The sequence below is a fragment of the Solwaraspora sp. WMMD1047 genome, assembly GCF_029626155.1.
GTDB lineage: Bacteria > Actinomycetota > Actinomycetes > Mycobacteriales > Micromonosporaceae > WMMD1047.
In genome coordinates this window covers 7895143-7921479 of record NZ_JARUBL010000001.1, presented here as the reverse complement: position 1 = coordinate 7921479, position 26337 = coordinate 7895143, and the positions used below count along the sequence as shown (strand labels likewise).

General features: G+C 73.2%; 23 protein-coding genes. 14 read left to right on the top strand and 9 right to left on the bottom strand.

Going from position 1 to position 26337, the window contains the following annotated elements:
- Nucleotides 1–6 precede the first annotated feature (6 nt).
- On the bottom strand, nucleotides 7–4680 hold the full coding sequence (locus O7627_RS36110; RefSeq protein WP_278097923.1) for an HAD-IC family P-type ATPase: 4674 nt from the start codon (nucleotides 4678–4680) through the stop codon (nucleotides 7–9).
- 189 nt (nucleotides 4681–4869) lie between these two features.
- Between O7627_RS36110 and O7627_RS36105 the strand changes: the two genes are divergently transcribed.
- Genes O7627_RS36105 through O7627_RS36090 form a run of 4 tightly spaced genes read left to right on the top strand, consistent with a single transcriptional unit; the run spans nucleotide 4870 to nucleotide 6953 of the window.
- Nucleotides 4870–5508 carry a GAP family protein gene (locus tag O7627_RS36105; protein ID WP_278097922.1) on the top strand — a complete coding sequence of 213 codons (639 nt, stop codon included), beginning with the start codon at nucleotides 4870–4872 and terminating at the stop codon, nucleotides 5506–5508.
- A gap of 43 nt (nucleotides 5509–5551) precedes the next feature.
- A complete protein-coding gene (locus O7627_RS36100) occupies nucleotides 5552–6133 on the top strand; it encodes an exonuclease (RefSeq protein WP_278097921.1) in 582 nt (193 codons plus the stop codon).
- 43 nt (nucleotides 6134–6176) lie between these two features.
- Nucleotides 6177–6350, top strand: a complete 174-nt coding sequence (locus O7627_RS36095; protein WP_278097920.1) for a hypothetical protein — start codon at nucleotides 6177–6179, stop codon at nucleotides 6348–6350.
- 51 nt (nucleotides 6351–6401) lie between these two features.
- Nucleotides 6402–6953 carry a YbaK/EbsC family protein gene (locus O7627_RS36090; RefSeq protein ID WP_278097919.1) on the top strand — a complete coding sequence of 184 codons (552 nt, stop codon included), beginning with the start codon at nucleotides 6402–6404 and terminating at the stop codon, nucleotides 6951–6953.
- Between the two features lie 39 nt (nucleotides 6954–6992).
- Here O7627_RS36090 and O7627_RS36085 read toward each other — a convergent pair whose 3' ends face one another.
- The 3 genes from O7627_RS36085 to O7627_RS36075 are packed head-to-tail and all read right to left on the bottom strand — an operon-like array spanning nucleotide 6993 to nucleotide 8521.
- On the bottom strand, nucleotides 6993–7622 hold the full coding sequence (locus O7627_RS36085) for a DsbA family oxidoreductase (protein ID WP_278097918.1): 630 nt from the start codon (nucleotides 7620–7622) through the stop codon (nucleotides 6993–6995).
- A 21-nt stretch (nucleotides 7623–7643) separates the two neighbouring features.
- Nucleotides 7644–8090, bottom strand: a complete 447-nt coding sequence (locus tag O7627_RS36080; protein ID WP_278098552.1) for a SufE family protein — start codon at nucleotides 8088–8090, stop codon at nucleotides 7644–7646.
- A 5-nt stretch (nucleotides 8091–8095) separates the two neighbouring features.
- Nucleotides 8096–8521, bottom strand: coding sequence for a CBS domain-containing protein (locus O7627_RS36075; RefSeq protein WP_278097917.1), 426 nt, complete (start codon nucleotides 8519–8521; stop codon nucleotides 8096–8098).
- Between the two features lie 144 nt (nucleotides 8522–8665).
- Between O7627_RS36075 and rfbC the strand changes: the two genes are divergently transcribed.
- Entirely contained in the window at nucleotides 8666–9289 is a 624-nt protein-coding gene (gene rfbC, locus O7627_RS36070; RefSeq protein ID WP_278097916.1) for a dTDP-4-dehydrorhamnose 3,5-epimerase, read from the top strand.
- 141 nt (nucleotides 9290–9430) lie between these two features.
- Here rfbC and O7627_RS36065 read toward each other — a convergent pair whose 3' ends face one another.
- From O7627_RS36065 to O7627_RS36055, 3 genes are all read right to left on the bottom strand, one after another.
- Nucleotides 9431–11194, bottom strand: a complete 1764-nt coding sequence (locus tag O7627_RS36065; RefSeq protein ID WP_278097915.1) for a proline--tRNA ligase — start codon at nucleotides 11192–11194, stop codon at nucleotides 9431–9433.
- A gap of 295 nt (nucleotides 11195–11489) precedes the next feature.
- Nucleotides 11490–11672 (bottom strand): DUF397 domain-containing protein, encoded by a 183-nt coding sequence (locus tag O7627_RS36060; RefSeq protein WP_278097914.1) that lies wholly within the window; start codon nucleotides 11670–11672, stop codon nucleotides 11490–11492.
- A complete protein-coding gene (locus O7627_RS36055; RefSeq protein WP_278097913.1) occupies nucleotides 11669–12448 on the bottom strand; it encodes a helix-turn-helix transcriptional regulator in 780 nt (259 codons plus the stop codon). The genes O7627_RS36060 and O7627_RS36055 overlap by 4 nt, the downstream gene beginning before the upstream one ends.
- A gap of 156 nt (nucleotides 12449–12604) precedes the next feature.
- On the opposite strand from O7627_RS36055, the gene O7627_RS36050 reads away from it, so the two are divergent.
- Together O7627_RS36050 and O7627_RS36045 are read left to right on the top strand one after the other, a co-directional pair.
- Complete coding sequence (locus tag O7627_RS36050) at nucleotides 12605–12982, top strand: hypothetical protein (RefSeq protein ID WP_278097912.1); 378 nt, start codon at nucleotides 12605–12607, stop codon at nucleotides 12980–12982.
- A 166-nt stretch (nucleotides 12983–13148) separates the two neighbouring features.
- A complete protein-coding gene (locus O7627_RS36045; RefSeq protein WP_278097911.1) occupies nucleotides 13149–13925 on the top strand; it encodes an SGNH/GDSL hydrolase family protein in 777 nt (258 codons plus the stop codon).
- A 93-nt stretch (nucleotides 13926–14018) separates the two neighbouring features.
- Here the strand turns inward: O7627_RS36045 and O7627_RS36040 are convergent, their stop codons facing one another.
- The gene (locus tag O7627_RS36040; protein WP_278097910.1) at nucleotides 14019–14801 is read right to left on the bottom strand and encodes an LLM class flavin-dependent oxidoreductase; all 783 of its coding nucleotides are present in this window, start codon (nucleotides 14799–14801) and stop codon (nucleotides 14019–14021) included.
- 123 nt (nucleotides 14802–14924) lie between these two features.
- Between O7627_RS36040 and O7627_RS36035 the strand changes: the two genes are divergently transcribed.
- Entirely contained in the window at nucleotides 14925–15827 is a 903-nt protein-coding gene (locus O7627_RS36035) for a sulfurtransferase (RefSeq protein WP_278097909.1), read from the top strand.
- A gap of 67 nt (nucleotides 15828–15894) precedes the next feature.
- On the opposite strand, the gene O7627_RS36030 is transcribed toward O7627_RS36035, so the two are convergent.
- On the bottom strand, nucleotides 15895–16596 hold the full coding sequence (locus O7627_RS36030; RefSeq protein ID WP_278097908.1) for a TetR family transcriptional regulator: 702 nt from the start codon (nucleotides 16594–16596) through the stop codon (nucleotides 15895–15897).
- A 127-nt stretch (nucleotides 16597–16723) separates the two neighbouring features.
- On the opposite strand from O7627_RS36030, the gene O7627_RS36025 reads away from it, so the two are divergent.
- The 6 genes from O7627_RS36025 to O7627_RS36000 all read left to right on the top strand — a co-directional run bounded on the left by O7627_RS36025 (nucleotide 16724) and on the right by O7627_RS36000 (nucleotide 26088).
- A complete protein-coding gene (locus tag O7627_RS36025; RefSeq protein ID WP_278097907.1) occupies nucleotides 16724–17875 on the top strand; it encodes an FAD-dependent oxidoreductase in 1152 nt (383 codons plus the stop codon).
- 188 nt (nucleotides 17876–18063) lie between these two features.
- A complete protein-coding gene (locus O7627_RS36020) occupies nucleotides 18064–19857 on the top strand; it encodes an HSP90 family protein (RefSeq protein WP_278097906.1) in 1794 nt (597 codons plus the stop codon).
- A gap of 7 nt (nucleotides 19858–19864) precedes the next feature.
- Entirely contained in the window at nucleotides 19865–22990 is a 3126-nt protein-coding gene (locus O7627_RS36015; RefSeq protein ID WP_278097905.1) for a hypothetical protein, read from the top strand.
- 83 nt (nucleotides 22991–23073) lie between these two features.
- Nucleotides 23074–23700, top strand: a complete 627-nt coding sequence (locus O7627_RS36010; RefSeq protein WP_278098551.1) for a TetR/AcrR family transcriptional regulator — start codon at nucleotides 23074–23076, stop codon at nucleotides 23698–23700.
- 26 nt (nucleotides 23701–23726) lie between these two features.
- Complete coding sequence (locus O7627_RS36005) at nucleotides 23727–25094, top strand: biotin carboxylase N-terminal domain-containing protein (protein WP_278097904.1); 1368 nt, start codon at nucleotides 23727–23729, stop codon at nucleotides 25092–25094.
- Between the two features lie 85 nt (nucleotides 25095–25179).
- Nucleotides 25180–26088: a hydroxymethylglutaryl-CoA lyase gene (locus O7627_RS36000; protein ID WP_278097903.1), complete on the top strand. Its 909-nt coding sequence runs from the start codon at nucleotides 25180–25182 to the stop codon at nucleotides 26086–26088.
- The last annotated feature ends 249 nt before the right edge of the window (nucleotides 26089–26337 follow it).

The following is a 26337-nucleotide window of genomic DNA, read 5'->3' as shown; positions in this document are numbered from 1 at the left end:
GGCGGGTCAGGACGGCTCGGTGGGGAGCAGCCCGTCGATCGGCAGCCGGTCGAGTACCCGGTTGGTGAGGGTGGCCCCGAGCGCGGAACCGGTCGCGATCGCCCAACCGACCGGGCCGAGCGGCGTACAACCGAAGAAGTGACTCACCCCGGGTGTCTGAATGACGACGGTGAGAACCAGCAGTGAGCCGGCCGTCGAGGCCAACACCGTCGGGCTGGCCCCGCCGTCGATGAGGGTCTGCCCGAGCTGGGTGCCGACCAGGGCGGCGAGGGCGACCGTACTGGCCCGCTGGCGGCGGCCGGTGAACCGGGCCAGCGTCCAGCCGGTCGTCGCGCCGAGGGTGGTGCTCGCCGCCCGCAGCGCGACCTCCCGGGCCAGGGTTCCGCCGAGCGAGGCGTCCGGCCCCTCGTGCAGCAGGTGATCGGTGCTCTCCGGGCGGGGCGGCCGGACCGCGATGGCCATCGCGGGAGCCAGGTCGGTGAGCAGGTTGACCAGCAGCAGTTGCCGACCGGTCAACGCGGACCGGCCGGTCGCGGCGGCGGTCAGCACGCTGAACGCGATCTCGCCCAGATTGCCGCCGACCAGGATGCTCAACGCGTGCCGGACCGAGGACCACATCGCCCGACCCTCGATCAGGGTGGCGATGATGGTCTCCAGCCGATCGTCGGTGACCACCAGATCCGCCGCCGCGCGGGCGGCCGGCGTACCCCGTTTGCCGAGTGCGATGCCGACGTCGGCGAGCCGGATCGCCGGGGCGTCGTTCGCCCCGTCCCCGGTCATCGCGACGGTACGACCGCACTTCTGCAGGGTCTGGATGATCAGTACCTTGTGCGCCGGCGTGCACCGGGCCACCACGTCGGTGCGCGACAGCCGGTCGGCGAGCGCGTCGTCGTCGAGGCGGTCCAGTTCGGTCGCGGTAATCACCCGCGGCTCCGGTCCGTCCGGGCTGATGATCGAGGCGATGGCCCGCGCGGTGCCGGGGTGGTCGCCCGTGATCATGATGGTGTGCACGCCGGCCTCCCGGATCCGCCGCACCGCGGGCGCGGCGCTGGCCCGGACGCCGTCGGCGAGGGTCAGGAACCCCACGAAGGTCAACTCGGCCACGTCGGTGTCGACCGGTTCGGCGTCGGCGGTGCCGCCATCGGCGGTCGCCGCTGGCAGCGCCCGTTCGGCCACCGCCAGCAGCCGGTGGCCGGACCCGGCGTGCCGGGCCAGCAGGTCCTGCAGGTCCCGCCGACCGGCGTCGTCGAGCGGCAGGTCCCCGTCCGGGGTCCGCCGCCGGGTGCAGCGGGGCAGAATCGTCTCCGGGGCGCCCTTGACGTTCAACAGTCGGGTGCCGTCGGAGCTGCCGGTGGTGGCGTGGTAGCCCCGGGACGGCTCGAACGGCAGCGTCGCCGTCTCCCGCCAGCCCGGCGCCCCGGTCTCCGGCACCACCCCGGCGGCCCGGGCGCCAGCCGACACCGACAGGTCGGTCTGCTGGGCGGCCCGGGGCGGGTCAGCGCCGGCCGGGGTGGCCCGCAGCGCCGCCGCGAGCACCAGCCGCAGCCGGTCGTCCAGCTCCTCGACCGGGGCGTACCGGCCGCCGTCGCCGACCCCGGCGAGCAGCAGCTGACCCTCGGTCAGGGTGCCGGTCTTGTCGAAGCAGAGCACATCCACCCGCCCGAGCGCCTCGATCGTGCGGGGGTTGCGGACCAACGCGCCGTGCTCGGCGAGCCGCCGGGCCGCGGCCAGCTGCGCGGCCCCGACCAGGAACGGCAACCCCTCGGGCACGGACGCCACCGCCAGGTTCGCGGCGGTGGCCGCCGACTCCGCCAGCGGTACGCCGCGCAGCAGTCCGGCCCCGGCCACGGCGACCGCCGACCCGGCGGCCAGCGGAATCGAGGCCCGGGTCAGCTTGAGCAGCCGGGCCTCGACGCCGCTGCTCGGCGGGGCCTGCCGGGCCAGCGCCATGCCCCGGCCGACCTCGGTGTCCGGGCCGGTGGCGACCACCACCGCGCAGCCCCGGCCGGCGGCCACGGTGGTGCCCTCGTACAGCATGGAATGCCGCTCGGCGACCTCGGCGGCGACCACCGGCTGGGCGGTCTTGGCAACCGGCAGCGACTCCCCGGTCAGCGAGGACTCGTCGGTCTCCAGGCCGACCGCCTCGATCAGCCGGCAGTCGGCCGGGACCGCGTCGCCCGGTTCGACCTCGATCACGTCACCGGCGACGAGCTCGTCCGCCGGCAGCACCTCGGTCGAGCCGGCCCGGCGGACCCGGGCGGTCACCGCGGACCGGGCCAGCAACGCGGCCAGCGACCGTTCGGTGGCGACCCGGTGCGCCGCGCCGACCGCCGAGGAGACGCCGACCACCCCGCCGACCAGGGCGGCGTCCACCACCGAGCCGACCGCGGCGGAGAGACCGGCACCGGCGACCAGGACCGGGGTGAGCGGATTGGACAGCTCGTCGACGAGGGCGCGGACCAGACTCACGCCGTCGACCTGGCCGGCGCCGGTCGGGCGGCGCCGGCGCCGGGCTTCGCCGGCCGGCAGCCCGGCGGGGCCGGTGTCGAGCCGGGCCAGCACGGTGTCGACCGGCATCAGGTGCCACGGAACCGGTACCGACGAGCTGGGCGCCGCCCGGTCGGGCACCTGCCTGGCCCGCCAGACGCCGTGGGCCAGCGCCACCCCGGCGGCGGCGTTCACCGCGAGCATCGTCCGGCCCGGCAGCTGGGAGCGGGCCGAGGTGAAGGCGGCGAGCGCGCCCAGGCCGGTGCCGGCGCCCGCCAGCAGGATGTGCCGGCGGACCAGCTCCCGGGCGATCCCGGCGGCCTCGACAACAAGCGCGGGTACGGCCAGATCGGTGCCGACCAGCAGATGCGCTCCCCACGGGGTGACCGCGCCCGGCCGGCAGACGCCCAACCCGCAGTCGGCGGCACCGAGCGCCCGCCGGTTGGCCGACACCAGCATCACCATCGACCCGTCGGCCTGCAGTTCGCGCACCGAGGCGACCAGCCGGGAACCGCCCGGCACCAGCTGGTCGGCGTAGCCGTGCCGGCGCTCGTCGCCGCCGGCCACCACCAGGCGCAGACCGGCCCGGCGGGCGGCGGCGGGCAGCGCCTCCACGCCCGGCATCGGTTCCGGTTCGGTACGGACCAGGGCGACCAGTCGGCCGCCGTCGGTCAGGCCGAGCAGGGTGCCGCCGTCGGCACCCAACCGGTCCACCGTCGCGGCAATGGGCTCGTCGCTCGCGGCAGTGGCCTTGTCGTCCGGTCCGCCCGCGTCCGGTCCGCCCGCGTCCGGTCCGCCCGCGTCCGGTCCGCCCGCGTCCGGTCCGCCCGCGTCCGGCGCGACCTCGGCCGGCCCGGATGCTCCCGACCGGTTGCCGGCCGGGTCGGGTGCGTCGGGTCGGCTGTCGGTCGGCTCGGGCACCGTCGGGCCGGCCGGGTGGACGGCGGTGAGTGGGCCGAGTGACCAGCCGTCGGCGCGCCGGACGGCGGTCGGCTCGGTCGGGTCGAAGAGCCCGAAGGCGCGGATCGCCGCCTGCTCGGCGTCGGTGCCGGGCAGCGGGACAAGGTCGACGAGCACGCCGCGCGGTGACTGCAGCGCCGCCACGTCCAGCACGAGGGTGTCGATCCGGTCCAGCTCACGCAGCACGGTGCGGTCCATCGCGATGACCCCTCGGCGGGCCAGCGTCAGGCCGAGCTGGGCCGCGTACGCCTCCCGGCCCGCGATCGGTGCCTTGGGCAGCGTCGAGAGGGCGAGGGCCGCGGCCCGTTTGCGGCCGGCGGCGGGCAGCACCACGCCGCCGAGCAGCGTCCCGGTGGAGAGAATCCTGGTCAGGTAGCGCTCGGCCGGGCCGTCCGGCTTGGGCCGGGGCCGTTCGTCCACCACCGGCGGCGCGGCGGCCTGTTCCGGGGTTCCGGCCAGCGCGGGTTCCGCCTGCTCCCAGGCCGCGCACTGGGCCCGCGCCTCGCCCCACTGCAGCAGCCGCTGCGCGCCGTCGAGCAGGATGCCGGCCCAGCCGCCGGTCAATCCGACCGCCACCGCCTCCACCAGCGGTAGCACCGACTCGGCCCGGTGGTGGCTGCGCAGCCCCTGACCGGCCAGCGCGCGCAGCTTCGGGTGCATCTCGATCACGTTGAGCAGGCCGGCCACCTCGCCGGGCACCGGGGTGAACGGCAGCACCCGGGTCGCCGCGGCGAGGGTCAGGCCGAGCGCGTCGGCGGCCAGGGTGGAGAGCGCCCGGCCGGTCCGGGGGCCTTCCTCCGGTGGGTGCGGGGGCGGCCGGTCGTTGTCGGGTTCGAAGTCGTCCGAGCGCTCCACCCGGGCGACGATCGAGATCAGCTCCCGCAGCGGCGGCTTCGGTTCGCCGACCGACACGACCACCCGGCCGGACGGGGCGTTCACCCGGGCCCAGTTCACTCCGGGGTGCCGGGCCAGCGCCGACTCCACCCGTCGGGCCAGCCGTTCGCCGCCGACCTGGGCGACGCCGCGTACCTCGATGTGGTGTCGGCCCGCGGTCGACCAGACGCCGCGGCGGCTCAGCCCGGCCGACCGGGCGGCCCGACCCAGCGTCGCCTGCGCCCCCCGGGACAGCCCGCCGATCAGGTCCGGCACCGCCCCGTCGGGCAGCAGCCCGGTCGGCACCAGTCGGTCGGGCAGCAGCGCGCCCAGCGACAGCCTGGGAATCGGATTTCCCATACCCGCCTCCCCTGCGTCGGCTGCCGCAGGCTTCCCGCCCAGCCGCGCGTTATGCACGGTCCCCGGCGGGCGCTGCCGGACCTCGGGTGGCCCGGCCGCGTTGGCGGCTCCAGGTGGGCCGGCGGTTCGAGGAAACCGGCTCGCGGTCCGACCGCGGGCCGGAGAATGGGGCGGACACGAGGAGACCGGGTGAACTTCCTAACCGTGCTGCCGTTGGCGTTCGTGATGGTCGTCGGCTCGCAGTTCATCGGAGCGGTCTTCCTGGCCACCGGCCGGGACGCGAAGCGGACCTCGGCGGCTTATCTGGCCGGGGCCGGGACCGCGGTCCTGGTCGGCGTGACCGCCTCGTACTGGCTGGTCCGCTGGTTGAAGTTGAGCTTCGATTCGGGTGCGGAGCAGGGTCCGGTGGGCCGCTGGATCGACGTTGTGGTCCTGGTGCTGCTGGTCGTGTTGATGATCAATGCCTTCCTGCACCGGCACCGGTCGGACCCGCCGACGTGGATGGGGCGGCTGGAAACGGCGGGTCCGGGACTCGCCGCCCGGCTCGGCCTGCTGCTGATCATCGCGATGCCCAGCGACGACCTGACGATGATCACGGTGGGCGCGAGCCTGGCCCGGCATGACCGGCCGTGGTGGCATGTGCTGCCGTTCGTCCTGTTCACGGTCCTGTTGCTGGCGTTGCCGCTGCTCTGTCTGCTGTTGCTCGGGCGGCGGGCGGAGGCGGTGCTGCCGAAGATCCGGGACTGGGCGAACTCGCATTCCTGGATCATCAGCGAGGTGGTCCTCGTCTTCTTCGTCGGCCTCACCGTCGTCAGCCTGCTCCGCTAGGTCGCACCGGCGCCGGGGACGCGGCTGGCCATAGGCTGGCCGGGTGGCGCAGCTACCCGATCTGTACGTCGCTGTGGATGTCGAGGCGGACGGGCCGATTCCCGGCCCGTACAGCATGATCTCGTTGGGGATGGCGGTGGCCGGCCGGCCCGACCTGACCTTCTACACCGAGCTGCGGCCGATCTCCGACCAGTTCGATCCGGCGGCGCTGGCGGTGTCCGGGCTGGACCGGGACCGGTTGTGCCGGGAGGCGCCGGCCGCCGAGGTGGCGATGGCGGCCGCCGCCGCCTGGGTCGACGGGCTGTGCCGGGTGGGGCGGCCGGTCTTTCTCGCCGCGCCGGCCGTCTGGGACGGCATGTTCGTACACTGGTACTTCGTCCGGTTCGTCGGCCGGAATCCGTTCGGCAGCACCGGTTCCGGGGTGGACCTGCGCAGTTACTGGATGGGGTTGACCGGTACGGACTGGTCCCGTACCCACAACCGCCGGATCAAGCAGCAGCTCGGCCTGGCCGGGCTGCGACACACCCACCACGCCGGCGAGGACGCGGCCGAACTGGCCGAGGTGTTCGCCGCCGTACTGGGAGCCGGGCCGGGGCTGCCGGGCCACGGTGGCCACGAATCCTGAAGATGAGACGTTTTCGGAGTCGGCGGTCACCTACATTGAGGCCATGCTCGAAGTCGCTTCTGCCATGATTTTGTACGTTCTGGGATTCCCGTTCCTCTATGGAGTGCTGCGGCTCGCCGTCCGGCACGGCATGGTGGACGCCGCCCGGTTGGCCCGCGAGGAGGAGCTCGACGCCCCGCGCCATCCGATGCTGATGGAGGGGACGATCACCGGCTGACCTGGACCGGCTCGGCGGAACGGCCCTCGGGGTGCGAGGATCGCACCCGTGATGGGGACCCTGAAGACGGAGCCGGCCCGCAGCCGACCCGACCTGCTCGCGTCGCCGGTGGCGGCGGCACTGGAGAGCTGGTCGCCGGAGGCTCCGGTCGACGCCGACGCCGTGCTCGTCGCGCCGATCGACGAGACCCTCGCCGACACCGCCGCCTTCTGCGCGGCGTACCAGGTGGGCCTGGAGGTTTCGGCGAACTGTGTGGTGGTGGCCGGCAAGCGCGACGGCGTGCTCCGCTACGCCGCCTGCGTGATCCTCGCCACCACCCGGGCGGACGTGAACGGGGTGGTCCGCCGCCACCTGGACGTCCGGAAGGCCAGCTTCGCCCCGATGGCCGACGCCGTCGAGCTGACCGGGATGGAGTACGGCGGCATCACCCCGATCGGCCTACCCGAGCAGTGGCCGATCCTGGTCGACGCCCGGGTGGTGGCCGCGGCGCACGTGATCATCGGGTCCGGGCTGCGGCGCAGCAAGATCGCTCTGCCCGGTCCGGCGCTCGGTGCGTTGCCGAACGCCCAGGTGATCGAGGATCTGGCCCGGCCGGCAGGCTGACAGAAATCGATGTTGTTGCACGTGAAACATCGCCGGAGGTCAGGCCGCCTCGCGTCGGCGGACCTCAGCCAGCACGCCGCGCAGCGTCTCGGCCTCCTGCGCGCCGGTGACCGCGTACTTGCCGGCCAGCACGAAGGTGGGCACGCTCGTCACCCCGAGGTCGCGGGCGGCGGCCAACTCGGCGCGGAGCTCGGAGACCCCGGCGTCGGAGTCCAGGAACGCGGCGACCTCGGTGTCGTCCAGCCCGGCTTCGCCGGCGATCCTGGCCAGCTCCGGGCGCGACCCGACGTTCACGCCGTCGGTGAAGTGCGCCCGGTAGAGCGCCTCGACCACCGGCTCGTCCATCTCGCGTTGGGCAGCGTGCCAGACCAGTCGATGGGCGTCGAAGGTGTTCGCCGCCACCGCCCGGTCGAACCGCAGGTCGAGGCCGTCCCGGGCGGCCGTGGCGGCGGTCTGCGCGAACATCTGACGGACCCGCTCGGCGCCGCCGAACCGCTCGGCCAGGCTGTCGATGAGCGGCCGCGGCTCGGGGACCGGCCGCGGGTCGAGCTGGAACGGGCGAAAGCGGACGGCGACCTCGCCGTCGAACCCCGTCAGCGCCTCGGTGAGCCGGTGTTTGCCGAGGTAGCACCACGGGCAGACCACGTCGGCGTAGATCTCGATCTCCATGACCGGGGACAACGCCGCCGGTCAGTCGCTCTGTTCCCCGGCCCGCACCTGCTCGCGTACCTGCCGCTTGAGCCGGGCCAGGATCGCGTTGCCGCCCCGGACCCGCAGCGGGCTGATCGCCCCGGCCAGCCCCATCCGCTGATAAAGATCATCTGGTACGGCGAGCACCTCCTCGGCGCTCGCCCCGGCCAGCCCTTCGGCGAGGATGCCGGCGAAGGCCCTGGTGGTGGGCGACTCGGGCGGGCAGTCGAACCAGGTCGTCACGGTCCGGTCCGGGGCCACCTCGACGCGCAGGAAGAATGCCGTCTGGCACTCCGGCACCTGCTCCATCCCGGCGTGCCCGGCCAGTTCGGCCGGGAGCGCCGGGACCGCGTCGGAGAACTCCAGCAGCATTTCCAGTACGACGTCGCGGGGCGCGGAGGCGAACTCCTCGACGATCTCGGCGAGCTTGGGTGGCATGCCGTCCAGGCTAGTCACCGGCTCGGGGCGGCCTCGCTGATGTCGCTGAGCGCGGACGACGGGTCGAACCGCATGGCCAGGTCGCCGAGCGAGACGATGCCGACCAGCTGCCGCTCGGAGTCGCAGACCAGAATCCGACGGATGGCCCGTTCCCGCATCAGGGCCGCCGCCTCGTCAGCGGTCGAATGCTGTTCGAGCATCACGATGTCCCGGGTGGCGATGGAGCCGATCGTGGTGGTCGACGGGTCCAGGCACTCGGCCACCGCCCGGACCACGATGTCCCGGTCGGTCACCATGCCCAGCAGGCCGGGACCGTCGGTCACCACGATGTCGCCGATGTCGGCCTCCCGCATGACCCGGGCCGCCTCGTCCAGAGTGGTCTCCGCGGGCAGGTAGATGACCTGCTTCGTCATCACGTCAGAGACCTTGAAAGTGGTCATTGGGTCCTCCGGGGGGTAAAGAGTCATTCGTTGAACAGGCGGTACCCAGTCGCCAACCCGCTACACCCGGTCGTACCTTCCGTGGACGAGCCTACCGGCGATCGGCCGGTAGGCTCTGTAACTGCCCGATGCGAGAGGTGAACAGTGAAAGCCACCGAGCTGTCGATCCCCGGAGTGTGGGAGTTCGTACCCCAGCAGTTTCCCGACGATCGGGGAAACTTCCTGGTCTGGTACGACGCCGAGGCGTTCGTCGACGCGCTCGGCTTTGAAATGACCGTCGCGCAGACCAACCACAGCGTCTCCCACCAGGGTGTCATCCGCGGGGTGCACTGGGCCGACGTGCCGGTCGGCCAGGCGAAGTACGTCTACTGCCCGCGCGGCGCGCTGCTCGACGTGGTGGTCGACCTGCGCGTCGGCTCGCCGACCTTCGGCCAGCACGAGATCGTGCGGCTGGACACCACCGAGCACCGGGCCATCTACCTCTCCGAGGGGCTGGGTCACGCGTTCGTCTCGCTCGAGGACGACACGGTGATGACCTACATCTGCTCGGCCCGGTACGCCCCCACCCGCGAGCACATCGTGAACGTCTTCGACGAGGAGTTGGCGCTGCCCTGGCCGACCGACCTCACCCCGATCCTGTCGGACCGGGACGCGAAGGCCCCGTCGCTGGCCGAGGTGAAGGCCGCCGGCCGGCTGCCCTCCTACGACGAGTGCCAGCGCTTCTACGAGACGCTGCGCGCCGGCGAGAAGCCGGTCCTCAAGAGCTGACCCCGCCCGACCCGGCCCACGAACGGCACGCCGCCCCTGGGCCGGGTCGCGCTGGTCGGTCGTCGAGGCCAGGCTTACTAGGCCGGTGTCGTCGGGCCGGGCTCGTCGGGTCGATCGAGTTGTCCGACCCAGGCGCATCGATCAGGCCGGGTCGGCGAGTCGGTCGACCAGGTCGGCCAAGGGCACGTCGGCCCGTTCCCCGGTGACCCGGTCGCGTAGTTCGGCGTACCCCTCGGCGAGACGGCGGCCGACCACGACGGCGCGGGGGATGCCGATCAGCTCGGCGTCGGTGAACTTCACCCCGACCGAGACCTGCGGCCGGTCGTCGACAAGCACCCGCAGGCCGCGCTCGGCCAGCCGCCCGCCGAGGTCAAGCGCCGCGTCGCGCTGCGCGTCCTTGCCGGCCACGATCACGTGTACGTCGCACGGCGCGACCGCCGCCGGCCAGGCCAGCCCGCGGTCGTCGTGGTGCTGCTCAGCGACCGCCGCCACCAGCCGGGACACCCCGATCCCGTAACAGCCCATGGTCGGCCGGACGAGCCTGCCGTCCTGGCCGGTGACGTCGATGCGGAAGGCGTCGGTGAACCGGCGGCCGAGCTGGAACACGTGCCCGACCTCGATGCCCCGGCGCATCGCCAGGGCGCCGCTGCGGCAGGCCGGGCAGCCGTCGCCGGCCCGCACGTCGGCCGCCTCGATGGTGCCGTCCGGCACGAAGTCGCGACCGCAGACCACGTCGACCGCGTGCCGGCCCGGCTCGTTCGCCCCGGTCAGCCAGGCGGTGCACGGCACCACCCGGGGATCGACCAGGTACCGGATGCCGAGCTTGGCCAGGATCTGCGGACCGATATAGCCCCGCACCAGCTCCGTCGCCGCGTCGGCGGGCCAGTCGTGGACGGTCACCGTGGCCGGGTGCAGGGCCGCCTCCACCCGCCGCAGGTCCACCTCCCGGTCGCCGGGCACCCCGATCACCAGCAGCTCGGGTTTCGGCGTGGAGTCGCTGTCGGTGGCCGGCCGGTGCACGGTCACCACCACGTTCTTGAGGGTGTCGGCCGCGGTCCAGTCGGCCCGGCCGCCAAGGCGCCGGGTGTTGGCGAGCGCGACAAGCGAGGCGATGGTGGGCGTGTCCGGAGTGTCGTGCACCTGCGCGGGCGGGTGCGCCGCCGGGTCGCCGACGGCCGGGGCGGGGGTGGTTACCGCCTCGACGTTCGCCGCATAACCGCAGGTGGCGCAGTGTGCATAGGTGTCCTCGCCGACCGGGGTGTCGGCCAGGAACTCCTCGGAGACCGAACCACCCATCGCACCCGAGGTCGCGGTCACGATCGCGTACGTCAGCCCGAGCCGGTCGAAGATCCGCCGGTATGCCTCCCGGTGCCGCTCGTACGCCTTCCGCAGTCCCGCCTCGTCCAGGTCGAACGAGTAGGCGTCCTTCATCAGGAACTCCCGACCGCGCAGCAGCCCGGCCCGGGGCCGCGCCTCGTCGCGGAACTTCGTCTGCACCTGGAAGATCGTCACCGGGAAGTCCCGGTACGACGAGAAGGTGTCCCGCACCAGCAGGGCGGCCATCTCCTCGTGGGTCGGGGCGAGCAGGTGTTCGGCGCCGCGCCGGTCGGCGAGGGTGAAAATGTCGTCGCCGTAGGCGGCCCACCGTCCGCTGGTCTGGTACGGCTCGGCCGGCAGCAGCGCCGGGAAGTGCACCTCCTGCCCGCCGATGGCCGTCATCTCGGCCCGCACCACCTCGGTGATCCGGTCGAGCACCAGCCGGCCGAGCGGCAGCCAGGTGTAGCCGCCCGGTGCGGCCCGCCGGATGTAGCCGGCCCGGACCAGCAGCCGGTGGCTCGGCACCTCCGCGTCGGCCGGATCCTCCCGCAGGGTCCGCAGGAACAACGTCGACATCCGCAACAACATCTGGGCAGCCTACGAGCACCAGCCCCACCCGCTCACCCCGATTTGCCCGCCCCGCGCCGCATCGCCCCGCACCCGCCCGCACTCGCCCGCACCCGCCCACACCCGAACCTGCCCCGCACCCGCACCGCCCCCGCACTCGCCCCGCGCCGCACCCGCGCGAGCACCCGCGCCAGTGAGAGCACCGCAGCAACGGCGGCACGCCGACATCGCCCATGATCATGGCGCACTGAGCCGTGGAATACGGCGCTTTCCACGGCTGATTGCGCCATGATCATGAATACGGGGATACTCAGAGCTACTGGACGCCTCGGAGGAACGCGGACCACGCTGCCGGCTTGAAGGTCAACGACGGTCCAGCCTGATCCTTGCTGTCGCGCACCAGCACCCGGCCGGGCAGGTTGCCGGCGACCTCTACGCACGCAGAGCCGTTGGCGTTGCTGCGGCTGGACTTGCGCCAGCGGGGATCGGCGGTGCTCATAGCTCGCTCGCAATCTTCTTGATCAGGTCTCTGGAGAGGTCGCGCGGCAGGATGACCGCGCTCAAAGCCTGCCAGGCTCGATCGAGCGCGACAACCTTTGCCGTGCTCGTGATCAGCCTTCCCTCCAACTGGTCATCAACGAATCCGACCGACCGGCCGTCCGGGAGTGTCGCGAGCATGAACGGTCCGGAGAGCCCGACGTGAAGCCCGGCGGAAGCCGGGATCACGTGAATGAAGACGCGGGGACGGGTTCCGATCTCGATCAGCCACTGCAGTTGCTCGATCAGGATGTCGCGGTCACCCCTGCGAAGCGCGCACTCGTCAATGACGAACTGGCACAGGGGCGGGTCGTCGCGGTCGAAGACCGTGGACTGCCGGCCGAGTCGGTGCGCGGTGAACTCCTCTGACTGGGCTGCCGTAAGAAGACCGCTGGTCAGGACCGACCGCGCGTACCTCTCCGTCTGAAGTAGCCCGGGAATGATGCTCGGATCGTGCCACCGAATCGCGGTGGCGTCCCGCTCGACCTCCGGCCACGGCTGGAACCACTCCGGCGGCACCCCCTTCCTTGCCTCGGCCGAGGTCTCCTGGACCAGGTTGCCGCTGTTGACGACCCCGTCGATCATCCGCGCAGTGTCCGCCATAGGAATGAGCCGACCGGTCTCAAACTTTGCGATCAGCGACGTGGAGACGCTGAGCCGTTCGGCCAACTGTTCCTGGGTCATGCCGGCTTGAGCGCGAAGGAACTTCAGGATCCTCGGTACTCCATTGTTACTCACGTATTCTCAACCTTTCTCTGCGCCCATGACACGCGCCCTGTCCAGTTACTTTCACCCTTCCATCTTCCGCTTTGCGCGATCCTCAGTCCAGGGTGGACATCAAGTGAATTCGTAAGCGCTTGAGACATCTGAAACGGCTGACTGGAGATGGCGCAGATGGGGACCAGGGACGACGAGCCTAGGGCCGGCTGGAATAGCAGGTGGCGACCGATTAACGACCGGCGCATCGGCGGGCACCACAACTTCCCGGGGCGACCTCGTCGCTACTGGGTCGACACCACAAGCGGCTCGGGGATCGAGGTTCCCGAGGATCAAGCCGGTCGGGCGCCGGACGGCGTTCCGCCGGCCGTGCAGGCGGACACGCTGCGGATGATGCTCGCGCGACACGAGCCGGCCGACGATAAGCGTTGCGGGTGCGGCCTTCCGCTGGGCGAGTTGACCGGGCTGTGCTGGTACGGCCGGCAGGCGCAGAAGCGGTTGTCCGAGCTGAACCTCGACCCGCGGGCCGACCACCCGGGTGAGCCCGACCTTTGACCGCTCGATCGTCAGGACATCTGGCACGCCAACGAGCGCAAATCCGTGCCCAATGTCCTGAGGATCATGGATCAGTGTGGGGCACGTCCCAGGTGGCGGGTGCCCGTGGGGGCGGCCGGCGGTGCCAGACTGGCCGGTAACGTCGAGCGATCCGGGGGAGGACTGCGTGCGGTGGGGCAGCTTCGTCGCGGTGGGGGACAGCTTCACCGAGGGACTTGATGACGCGTACCCGGACGGGACCTTCCGGGGCTGGGCGGACCTGGTGGCCGTCCGGCTCGCGGCGGAGGCCGGCCCCGATTTCGGGTACGCCAACCTGGCGGTCCGCGGCCGGACCTTCCCGGCGGTCGTCGCCGACCAGGTGCCGGCCGCCATCGGCATGCGCCCCGACCTGATCAGCTTCGCGGCCGGCGGCAACGACATCCTGCGCCGCAGCTTCGAGCCCGGCCCGATGATCGAGCGGTTCGACGCGGTGGTGGCCGAACTGCGGGCCACCGGGGCCGACGTGCTGCTGTTCCGGTTCGCCGACCTGATGGCCAGGTTGCCTGGTCAGCGGCTGGTGGCTCCCCGGGTGGCGGTGCTCAACCGGGCCGTCGGCGAGACCGCGCAGCGGCACGGCGCCAAGCTCGTCGACCTCTTCGCCGACGAGGGGTTCGACCATCCGCTGCTGTGGAGCCCGGACCGGCTGCACCTGTCGGCCGCCGGCCATCGGCGGGTGGCGGCGCACGTGCTGGCCACGCTCGGGGTCGGCTGTGACGAGGAGTGGCTGCTGGTGCCGCCACGCCCGGCGCCGACCCCGTGGCTGGCGGCGCGCGGCGCCGACCTGCGCTGGGTCGGGCAGCACCTCGCGCCGTGGATCAGACGGCGGCTGACCGGCCGGTCGTCCGGCGACACGGTCGCCGCCAAGCGCCCGACCCTCGGCCCCCTCACCAACCACCACCCCTGACCCTCCCCGGGGCGGCCGAGCTCCTGATCAGATGATGGAAAGTCCCGCGTTCGCGGCTGAATCCGGGACTTCTCATCCTTTGATCAAGGCGGGTCAGGTTGGGGGGCCGGGCGTGAGGTTGGTGCGGAGGCGGCCGAGCCAGTCGCCGTCCGGGTCGTCCGGGCCGACGACCAGCCAGGTGACGCCGGCTTCGGCGTACTCGGCGGTGGGGACCTCGGGGTCGTGCGGGACGACGATGTCGCGGTCCGGGCCGATGGCGGCGCGGACCTCGCGGACCTGGTCCGGGGTGAGTCCGCCGACGGCGTCGCGGCCGAGCGCGAAGACGCCCTCGAAGCGCGCCGCCCGGGCGAGCGGACGCCGGTGCGGCCAGGTGGCGGCCACCCAGATCGGCGGCCTCGGTGTCTGCGCGCAGCCGGGGGTGAGCCGGGCCCGGACCTGGAAGTGCGGGCCCTCGTGGTCCACCACCTCGCCGCGGAGGAAGCCGTCCAGCAGGGCGAGCGCCTCATCCAATACGGCGGCCCGGTGCCGGCGATCGGCGGACTCGCCGAACGCGGTGAACTCGGTGTCGGGGGTGCCCAGGCCGACCCCGACCACCACCCGGCCGGCGCTGAGCTGATCCAGCGTGGCGATCTCCTTGGCGACCTTCCAAGGGCGGCGGCGGGCCAGCGGGGTGACCATCGCCCCGAGCCGGATCCGGCTGGTGGCGGTCGCGGCGGCGCCGAGCAGCACCCACGGGTCGTGCAGTGAGAACCCGTCGCCGGGATAGATGTGGTCCCAGAAGAAGAAGCCGTCCCAGCCGGCCTCTTCGGCGGCCCGGACACAGGCGATCAGATCTGCCGGATCGCCGGCCGGCGGGATGGAGATGGCGAACTTCATGCGACGTGTATACCGGAGCGAAGTGACAACCACCGATAGATCGACGCGGAAGTGAGACGCGGGTCAAGCCGCTCGCTCCGCATTCCCAGGGCCGCCGGCGGCGGTACGGCGTAACTTGGCAACATGCCAGTTCCCAGCGATCCCACCCCGGACCTCCAGTCCTACGCCGACCCGCAGCGTCTGGTTACCACCGAGTGGCTGGCCGAGAACCTCGGCTCCGACAAGTTGGTGGTCATCGAGTCCGATGAGGACGTGCTGCTCTACGAGACCGGGCACATCCCCGGTGCTGTCAAAGTCGACTGGCACCTGGAGCTGAACGACCAGGTCACCCGGGACTACCTGGACGCCGAGGGGTTCGCCGCGCTCTGCGCCGCCAAGGGCATCGGTCGCGACGACACGATCGTCTTCTACGGCGACAACTTCAACTGGTGGGCCGCGTACGCGCTCTGGGTCTTCTCGCTCTTCGGGCATCCGGACCTGCGGCTGCTCGACGGTGGGCGGCAGAAGTGGGTCGCGGAGGGACGCGAGCTGACCCGGGAGAAGCCGGTCCGCGAGCCGGTCGAGTACCCGGTGCCGGTCCGTGACGACAGCCAGCTCCGGGCGTTCCGCGACCAGGTGATGGCGCACATCTCCGCCGCCCGCCCGCTGGTCGACGTCCGGTCGCCCGCCGAGTACACCGGCGACCTGCTGCACATGCCCGACTATCCACAGGAGGGGGCGATGCGCGGCGGGCACATCCCGGGCGCGGTCAGCAAGCCGTGGAAGTCGGCGGTCAACGACGACGGCACGTTCAAGTCGGCGGACGAGCTGCGCAGCATCTACGCCGACCAGCTCGGGCTCGCGCCGTCCGACGACGTGATCGCGTACTGCCGGATCGGGGAACGGTCCAGCCACACCTGGTTCGTGCTGCGGCACCTGCTCGGCTATCCGCAGGTGCGCAACTACGACGGATCATGGACCGAATGGGGCAACCTGGTCCGGGCACCGGTGGTGCGCGGCGAGCAACCCGGTGGTCTGGCCGGCTGACCGCAACATCAACTGATGAAAACGGTCGCTTATCAGGCTTCTGGCGACCGTTTTCATCATCTGATCATCATGGCGACGGCGACGGCCGCAGCGAGGGCGAGGGCGCGGTCAGGTAGCGGTGGATCGTTGGGCCGATCCAGGCGACCAGGTCGTCGCGGGTCAGGTCGGCCACCGGAGGGAGGATGAGCACGTAGCGGGTCAGGGCCAGGCCGAGGATCTGGCTGGCGACCAGGCCGGCCCGCTGCTCAGGGGAGAGCCGAGACAGCCAGGCACCCTCGGCCTCGGGTCGATCGGCCTCGGCCTCGGCCTCGGCCTCGGCTTCGGCGCCGCTGCCAAGGGCCCGGCGGACGACCGGGGCGAGTTGGCTGGCGAAGATCTGCCGCATCCGTTCGGCGGCGGCGGGGTTCGTGGTGCCGGCCCGCAGCAGCGCCGTCATCGTCTCGTCGCCGTCCCACCGGTCGACGAAGTGGCCCACCAGCGCGGCCCCGATCCGGTCCGGTGGCAGCTCGGCCAACTCCGGTAGGCGCAGGTCGAACTCGGCCGCCGCGGCGAACAACTTCTCCTTGCTGCCGTAGTAGCGCATCACCATCGACGGGTCGATGTCGGCGTCCGCCGCGATCGCGCGGATGGTGGCCCGCTCGTAGCCGTCGGCGGCGAACCGCTCTCGGGCCGCGCGCAGGATCGCGGCCCGGGTGGCGTCCGACCGGCGCCCCGGGGTGCCCTCCGACCTGCGGCCCGGGGTGCTCTCGACTCGCTCCCTCGACGTCATGCCAACAAGTGTAGGCCAACAGGTGTTGACATCGCATCGTCGGCGGCTCTACCGTTGTGTCAACAAGTGTTGGCAAACGGTCGTTGGCATCGAGGATCAGACGTCGATGGCCAGTCGAGGAGGAGCAATGCTTCCCAACAGCACCGACGTCCTGGTGGTCGGGGCCGGCCCGATCGGGCTCGCCACCGCCGCCACGCTGGCCACCCGCGGCATCAACGTGACCGTGGTCGACCAGGCCGAACAGGGCGCCAACACCTCCCGGGCCGCCGTGGTGCACGCCCACACGCTGGAGGTGCTGGACCGGATCGGCGCCGCCGAACCGCTCGCCGCCCAGGGCATCCACGCGCCGCGCTTCACGGTCCGCGACCGCGACCGGATCCTGGTCCCGGTCCGCTTCGACAACCTCCCCACCCGCTACCCGTACGCGCTGATGGTCCCCCAACCGGTCACCGAGGGCGTGCTGCACGACCGGCTGGTCGCGCTCGGCGGTCGCGTGCTGCGGCCGTACCAACTTGTCGGGCTGGACCGCGACGGAGCCGGCGCCACCGCGACCTTCGCCGACGGTGCCGCCGTCCGGGTCCGCTACCTGGTCGGCGCCGACGGGATGCACAGCGCCGTCCGGCGGCTGGCCGGGATCGGCTTCGGCGAGGCCGGCGACGAGGGGGAGTCGTTCACGCTGGCCGACGTCCGGGTCGACAGCGACCTGCCCCGGGACGAGGTGATCCTCTTCTTCTCCGGCGCCGGGATGCTGGTCTGGGCGCCGATCCCCGGCGACGACCTGGTCCGGATCGTCGCGGCCGTACCGACCGCGCCGGAGCGGCCCGACCGGTCGTTCGTGCAGCTGCTGCTCGACCACCGTGGCCCGGCCCGGCGGCGCAGCCGGATCGCAGAAGTGGTCTGGGGGTCCCGGTTCCGGGTGCACCACCGGGTGGCCGACCGGTTCCGGGTCGGGCCGGTGCTGTTGGCCGGTGACGCCGGACACGTGCACAGCCCGGCCGGCGGACAGGGCATGAACCTCGGCCTGCAGGACGCCGTCGCGCTGGGCGAGGCGCTGGCCGGGGTGCTGACCGGCGGGCCGGAAGCCGCCCTGGACGAGTACGCCGCCGCGCGCCGGCCGGTCGCCCACGAGGTGGTCCGGTTCGCCGACCGCCTCACCCGACTGGCCACCGCCCCCGCCGGGCTGCGCGCGGCCCGCAACCTCACACTGCGCGGACTGGCAACCGTGCCCGCCTTCCGCACCAACCTGGCCCATCGCCTCTCCGGCCTGGTCTACCGCTGACCCGCCCCGGGCCGCGAGGCTGATCCGGCCGCCGACCTCAGACTCCGGCCCTGGACGGCAGACTGATCCAGCCCTTGGCCGGGCTGGACCGGCCGGAAATCCGCCCGGTGAGAGGGGGAAGCGGTCGGCAACCGATCCCCGGTACCGTGAGCGCCGGCATTTGCGGACCCGGGAAGAGTGGACAACGCGTGGAACGTACCTTCCAGGTCGACCTGCGCGGCGTGGTCGACCTGCTCAGTCACCATCTCTACGGCAGCCCACGCGTCTACGTCCGCGAGCTGCTGCAGAACGCCGTCGACGCGATCACCGCCCGCCGGGCAGCCGAACCGGACGCCCCCGCCGTGGTCCGGATTCTGCCGCCCGAGGTGACCGGCGACGGCACGCTGCGGGTCCACGACAGTGGCATCGGGCTGACCGAGGCGCAAGTGCATGAGCTGCTGGCCACCATCGGCCGAAGCTCCAAACGGGACGAACTGGGCTTTGCCCGGCACGAGTTCCTCGGCCAGTTCGGCATCGGCCTGCTCTCCTGCTTCCTCGTCGCCGACGAGATCCAGGTCAAGACCCGGCACCGCGACTCCCCGACGGTGCTCTGGACCGGCTACGCCGACGGCCGCTACGCGGTCGAGGTCGCCGGCCCCGCGCACGAGCGGATCGAACCGGGCACCACCGTCACCCTGATCCCCCGCCGCGACGCCGATCACTGGTTCGCCCAGTCCACCGTCACCGAACTGGCCCGCCTCTTCGGCTCCCTGCTGCCGGTCACCGTCCTCGTCGGCGACGTGCAGACCAGCACCGGGCCGCCGCCGTGGGCGGCCACCGCCGACACCTCGCCCTACCAGCACCGCGAGGACCTGCTCCGGTACGCCCACGAGGTGCTCGGCTTCACCCCGTTCGACGTGATCCCGCTGGCGGTGCCGGAGGCAGGCCTGACCGGCGCGGCGTTCGTGCTGCCCACCCCGGTCAACCCGGCGGCCCGGGGCGGGCACCGGGTCTACCTCAAGCGGATGCTGCTCACCGAGGGCGCCGAAGGGCTGCTGCCGGACTGGGCGTTCTTCGCCCGCTGCGTGGTCGACGCCAGCGAGCTGCGGCCGACCGCCAGCCGGGAGGCGCTCTACGAGGACAACCTGCTGGAGGCCACCCGGGAGTCGCTCGGCGAACAGCTCCGGGACTGGCTGGTCCGACTCGCCACCGGCGACCCGCAACGGCTCGGCGACTTCCTGCAGGTGCACCACCTCGGGGTCAAGGCGCTCGCCCTGCACGACGACGACATGCTCCGGCTGGTCGAACAGTGGTGGCCGATGGAGACCAACACCGGCCGGACCACCCTGGCCGAGTTCCGCGAACAACACGGTCTGATCCGCTACGCCGCCACCATCGACGAGTTCCGGCAGCTCGCGGCCGTCGCCGCCGCCCAGGACCTGGCGGTGGTCAACGGCGGCTACACCTACGACACCGAAATCATCGAGCGGCTGCCGGCGGTGGATCGCACCGTGCTCATCGAACGCCTCGAACCGACCGACCTGACCACCCGCTTCGACGCCCTCGACCCGGGGGTGGAGCTGGCCCTGCGGCCGTTCCTCAACACCGCCCAGCGGGTGCTGGAACGACTCGGCTGCGAGGTGGTGGTGCGCTCTTACGACCCCGCCTCGCTGCCGGCGCTCTACCTGGTCAGCCGCTCGGCGGCGTTCCACGACCAGCTGCAGGCCAGCCGGGACCGGGCCGACGAGCTGTGGGCCGGGGTGCTCGACGCGCTCGCCTCCTCCGGTCCGCCGGACCGGCCCCAACTGGTGCTCAACCACCGCAACCCGCTGGTCCGCCGGGTCACCACGCTCACCGACCCGGAGCTGGTCGGGCTGGCCGTCGAGGCGCTCTACGGCCAGGCGCTGCTGCTCGGCTACCACCCCATCCGGCCGGCCGACGCCGCCCTGCTCAACAGTTCCTTCCTCGGCCTGCTCGGCCGCGCCGTACCCGGACAGGAGTGACAACCCGGTGACCACCCCCACCACCGACGACCTGTGGCGGCTACTCCGGCAGGCGTCGGACATGCCGTACGGGTCGGGCCAGATAGCGGCCATGGAGCAGCTGCTGCGGCAGGCCGACGCGCTGGGCGACGGCGAGCTGGCGTTCACCGCCCGGATGCAGGCCACCACCTCGTACGTCTACGGCGGCGAGCCGGCGAAGTCGTTCGTCACCTTCTCCTGGTGCCTGGCCGACTACGACCGCGACCCCCGGCCGTACCACCAGCGGCAGGCCCGCTACCTGCTCTGGCACTTCAAATACATGATCAACGCAATGCTCAACTTCCCGGAGATCCCGCTGGACCGCACCTACGCGGTCCTCGACGACATGGAACGCCGCTACCGGGAGGGCGGGCACAGCCTGCAGGCCGTCCACAAGTGCCGGCACCGGGTGGCCCGGCACCTGGGCCACGACGACGACGCCGAGCAGTGGTACCGGCGGTGGACCACCACCCCCCGCGACGAGCTCTCCGACTGCGCCGGCTGCGACCCGTCGTCACAGGCGTTGTACCTGGCCGCCCGGGGACGGGACGAGGAGGCGATCGGGGTGGCCGAGCCGGTGCTCTCCGGCCGGCTCTCCTGCACCGAGCAGCCGCACGGCATCCTCAGCTCGCTGCTGCTGCCGTACCTGCGCACCGGTCGCCGGGACGCGGCGCGGGACGCGCACCGGCGGGCGTACCGGGCGGTCCGGGGGAACCTGGCCGACCTGTGGGACATCGGCGACCACGTCGAGTTCTGCGCGCTCACCGACAACGACGCCCGCGGGCTGGAGATCATCGAACGGCACCTGGACTGGCTGGACCGGGCGCCGAGCCCGGCCGCGGCGATGTCGTTCGCCGCCGCCGCCGCGCTGGTGCTGCGCCGGCTGGAGGCGGCCGGACACGGCGACCTGACCGTGCACCGCCGGGCGGCCGGTGACCGCGCCGCCGCCGACGTGCCGGTCGCCGAGCTGCGGGCCGAACTCGCCGCCCACGCCACCGACCTGGCCAGCCGGTTCGACGCCCGCAACGGCACGACGAGCCAGTCCGAGTGGGTAGCCGCCCGGATGGCCCGGGACCCGATCGGGCCGCACCTGCCGCTCTCGGCGAGCGCCCGGCGCACCGGCCCCGCCGGGACGGCGACCGGCCAGCCGGCGACCGCGCCGACCGCGGCTTCGGCCGGGGTGGGACAGGCTTCCGACCCAGCGGGTCAGCCCGCCGCCCTGGCCCTCGCCGCCGGTACGGCCGGTGTCGACACGGACTCCGGCGCGACCGGGTCGGCGGCGGGCGGCGGGCAACCCGGTGCAACCGGGCCGGCCGATCCCGGGCCGGCCCTCGCGCCCCCGCCGCCGCCGATCGAGGTGCCGCCCGGCGCCACCGCGGCCCGGCTGCTGGACCTGGCCGAGGAGTGCTGGCGGACCGAACGCTACGACGACCTGCTGGTGGTGCTGCGAACGTTCGACGAGCGCGTCGGCGCCGCTTCGGCCGAGGCCCGCGCGGGGTCGGCCGAGGACGGGGCGCCGGCGGGCCAGGACGGGGCGCCGGCGGGCGAGGACGGGGTGCTGCCGCCGGCGCTGGCCGCCCGGCGGGCCGAGTTCCGGGCCACCGAACGGCACATGGCCGGCGACCTGCCCGGCGCCCAGGCGGCCAACCGGGAGGCCGCCGAGCTGTACCGGCAGGTGCCGGACCCGGTCCGGGAGCGGGTCGTCATCGGCCGGCTCGGAGTGCTGCTCTGCCTGGCCGGCGAGCCGGGCGAAGGGCTGCCGATGGTCGAGGAGGCGGCCGACTACCTGGCCGACCGGGGTGAGCCGGTCGACCAGGCCGGCGGGCACGACCGGCTCGCCGTCGCCCTGGTCGAACTGGAACGCTGGGCCGACGCGCTGGCGGCGGTCGACCGGGCCGCCGAGGTGGCGGCGACCCTCGACGATCCGTACCTGATCGCCCGGATCGCGCTGCGCCGGGCGCACTGCCTGGACGGCCTGGACCGGCGGCCGGAGGCGGCTGCCGCGGCCGAACAGGCCCGGGACATCTACGGCGGCCTGGGGCTGGCCGGCCACTACGCGGCGGCCTGCCTGGCGTACGCCCGGTCGCAGGAGGAGCCGGCGGCGGCCGTGGCGGCCTACGACGACGCGGTCCGGGTGGCGACCGGCGAGGCCGCACTGCCGGCCCGCGCCGGCCGGGCCCGGGCGTTGCTGGCCACCGACCGGGCGCCGGAGGCGATCGACGACTTCGTCGAGGCGGTGGCGCTCTGCGCCGAGCGCGGCATCGCCCACGGCGCCGCCTTCCTGCGCTGGGAACTGGCCAACGCGTACCGGCGGGCGGACCGGCTGCTGGACGCGGCCGAGGTGGCCGAGGAGGCGGTGACCGAGCTGGACAAGCTCGGTCACCAGGGCGACGCCGACCGGTGCCGACACCTGCTCGCCACCATCTACGTGGGGCTCGGCGAGGACGATCAGGCGCTGCTGGTGCTGGACCGGCTCGCCGACAACCTGGACGGCCCGGACAACCTCGCCGGCCGGGGGCAGGTGCTGGAGGAGGCCGGTGACCTGCTCTACAGCCAGGACCGGGACGCCCTCGCCGCGCTGCGGTTCGCCGCCGCCGCGTCCGCGTACCAGCTCGCCGGCAGCCCGCTGGACGAACTGCGGGTCCGGCGCCGGGAGGTGGCCGCCCGGCACTGGGCCGGGGAGACCGAGGAGGCGCTGGCGGCGTTGACCCGGGCCGACGAGCGGGCCGCCGGCCTGCCGCCCGAGCTGGCCGACGACCCCGCCGCCGCCTGGGAACGGGCCATGCTGGCCGACACCGGCGCCCGGGCGCTGGTCGGGCTGGACCGGCACGACCAGGCCCTGGAGCGCCTGCGCGGGGTGCCCGACCGGCTGCGGGAGATCCAGGCGTTCGGCGAGGCGATCCAGGTCGACCTGCTGCTCGGCGAGGTGCTGCTGCGGCTGGACCGGCCCGGCGAGGCGGAGCCGCTGCTGCGTACCGCGTTGGGGGGTCTGCCCGCCGGGTCGAGCGTGGTGCAGCGGGCGGCCTGGCTGCTCTCCCAGGCGTTGGCCGCGCTGGGCCGGACCGAGGAGGCCGAGGCGCTGCGGGCGGAGTACCGCCTGGACGCCGAGGAGTGACGGGGCGGAGCGACTGACGGCCCTGCCGGAGTGGGGCGGAGTTGACGGCTGGCTAGGCTGGATTGGTGACGGTGGGACAGCAGGTGACAGGGGCGGGGGCCGAACCGGCGGACGGTGCCGTCCCGCGACGACGATCACGGCGGGACGAGATTCTGCAGATCGCGGTCGGTCTGTTCGCGGCGCGCGGCTACCACGGCGTCTCGATGGACGACATCGGTTCGGCGGCGGGGGTCACCGGGCCGGCCCTCTATCACCACTTCGCCGGCAAGGAGGCGATGCTCGTCGCCGCCCTGATCCCGGTGAGTGAGGGTCTGCTCGCCGGCGGCCGGCAGCGGGTCACCGAACACCGGCACGACCCGCAGGCCACCCTGGAGTCGCTCATCGACTTCCACGTCGAGTTCGCGCTCGCCAACCCGGCCGTGATCGCGCTGCACCTGCACGAGCTGGACCGGCTGCCGGAGGAACCGCGCCGGCAGATCCGCCGGTTGCAGCGGCTCTACGTCGAGGAGTGGGTGACCACCCTGACCGCCCTGCACCCCGGGCTGTCGGCGGGCGAGGCGCGGGTGCTGGCGCACGCGGCGTTCGGCCTGATGAACTCCACCCCCTTCCTCGGTGGCGAGGTGGAGCGGCAGCGCCGAGCCGTGCTGCTGCGGGCGGCGACGCTGGCCGCGCTCCTGCACCACCCGGACTCCGGGGACCCGGCCCCGTGACGGCCGCGGCCGGCAAGATACCCGGCATGATCGAGTCGTTGCTCGTCGCCAACCGGGGCGAGATCGCCCGCCGGATCATCCGGACCGCCCGCCAGCTCGGGGTGCGCACGATCGCGGTCCACTCCGAGGCCGACGTCGACCTGCCGTTCGTGACGGAGGCGGACGAGGCGGTCTGCGTCGGCCCGGCCAACCCGGCGCAGAGCTACCGGAACCCGGCGGCGATCCTCGACGCGGCCCGGTCCACCGGGGCGGCCGCCATCCACCCCGGCTACGGCTTCCTGTCGGAGAACGCCGACTTCGCCCGTACCGTGGCAGCCAGCGGCCTGGTCTGGGTCGGACCCGGCGCGGACGCGATCGCCGCGATGGGCGACAAGATCAATGCTCGGAACCTGATGGCCGCCGCCGGGGTGCCGGTCGCGGCCGGCACCGCCGACCCGGCGGCGACCGTCGACGCGGCCCTGGAAGCCGCCGCGGCGATCGGCTATCCGCTGATGGTCAAGGCCGCCGCCGGTGGCGGCGGGATGGGGATGGCGGTGGCCGCCGACGAGGCGGCCCTGCGCACCGAGTACGACAAGGTCCGCGCCTTCGCCGAGCGGATGTTCGGCGACGGTTCGGTGCTGATCGAGCGCTACTTCCCCCGGGTACGCCACATCGAGGTGCAGATCCTCGGACTCGCCGACGGCCGGGTCGTCGCGCTCGGTGAGCGGGAATGCTCGGTGCAGCGGCGCAACCAGAAGCTGGCCGAGGAGTCGCCGTCCCCGGCGCTCACCCCCGACCTGCGGGCGGCACTGCTGGCGGCGGCGGTGCGGGCCGGCGCGGCGGTCGGCTACCGCAACGCCGGCACCGTGGAATGCCTCTTCGTCCCGGACGCGGCCGGTGCCGCCGGCGGCGAGTTCTTCTTCCTGGAGATGAACACCCGGCTGCAGGTCGAGCATCCGGTGACCGAGCTGGTCTACGGGGTCGATCTGGTCGCGGAGCAGTTGCGGGTGGCGTCCGGGCTGGCCCCGGGCTTCGACCCGGACGCGCTGGCGCCGCGCGGGCACGCCATCGAGCTGCGCGTCAACGCCGAGGACCCGAAGCGGTTCCTGCCCGGCCCCGGGGTGATCAGCGCCTGGACCGAGCCGGCCGGCGAGGGGGTCCGGGTCGATTCCGGGTACGCGCTGGGCACCACCGTCACCCCGTTCTACGACTCGCTGCTGGCGAAGCTGATCGTGCACGGCGCCGACCGGGCCGAGGCGCTGGCCCGGGCCCGGGCGGCGGTGGCCGGCTTCGAGGTGGCCGGCCCCAAGTGCAACCTGCCGTTCTTCGCCGAGCTGCTGAACAACCCCGAGTTCGTCGGCGGCGACTACGACACCGGCATCGTCGCCCGGATGCGCGCCCCGCAGCCGAAGTAACGTCGAGCTGCGCCGTCCACCAAACCCGGCGGCGGCGCGCGGCACCCGGCGTGATCCCGGTTGCCCCGACGGAAGGTGTGCGCAGATGGCGGAGTTGCCGGCGGAGGTGTCGATCCGGGAGGTCGGCCCGCGCGACGGGCTGCAGAACGAGGACCCGGTGCCGACCGACGGGAAGGTGCGGCTGCTCGACGCCCTCTCCGGCACCGGCGTCGGCCGGATCGAGGCGGTCTCCTTCGTGCACCCGAAGGCGATCCCGCAGATGGCCGACGCCGACGAGGTGTGGGCGCGGGCGCGGCGGGCGGCCGGGGTGCGGTACTCCGCGCTGGTGCCGAACTCGCGGGGCGCCCGGCGGGCGTTGGCGGCCGGCTTCACCGAGATCGAGGTGGTGGTCTCGGCGAGCGACACCCACAACCGGCGCAACGTGAACCGCTCCACCGCCGAGTCGCTCGACGACATCGCGGAGCTGATCGACCTGCTGCACGGCGCGGGCGCGAGCGCCGAGGTGATCGTGGCGACCAGCTTCGGCTGCCCGTACGAGGGGGATGTCGAGCCGGCGCGGGTGGCCGGCATCGTGGACCGGGTGGTCGCCGACGGGGCGGACCGGGTCGCGTTCGGCGACACCACCGGGATGGCGACCCCGCGCCGGGTCCGCGAGCTGGTCGGGGCGGTCCGGGACCGTCAGCCGGCGATTCCGGTCCTGCTCCACTTCCACAACACCCGGGGTACGGCGTTGGCGAACCTGCTCACCGCGCTGGAGCTGGGGGTGACCGAGTTCGACGCCAGCGTGGGTGGGTTGGGCGGCTGTCCGTACGCCCCGGGCGCCAGCGGCAACGTGGCCACCGAGGAGGTGGTGCACATGCTGCACGACATGGGGGTGGCGACCGGCATCGACCTGGACGCGCTGCTGGCCGCGGCGGCGCTGGCCGAGGAGCTGGTCGGCCGCCGGCTGCCGTCCGGCGTGCTGCGGGCCGGTCCGCGTACCCGGTTGGCCTGAGCCGTACGGGACCGGTTCGATTCCCGTGAAGTATCGATGAAGGCGCAACTCCGGCACCGGATTTTCCGTCTCTGAGTTCGACATCGGGTTCGCCCGACGGCGCGCACCGCCGGGCGAACCGCAACGTCGAGCAGAGACGGGAAGCAGATGGTTGTCCGACGGATCGCCTCGCTCTTGCGGCACCGCAGCCGCCATCGCCATCGCCACCGCCACCGCGGCCACCGCGGCCGCGCCGGGGCCGGTGCTGAC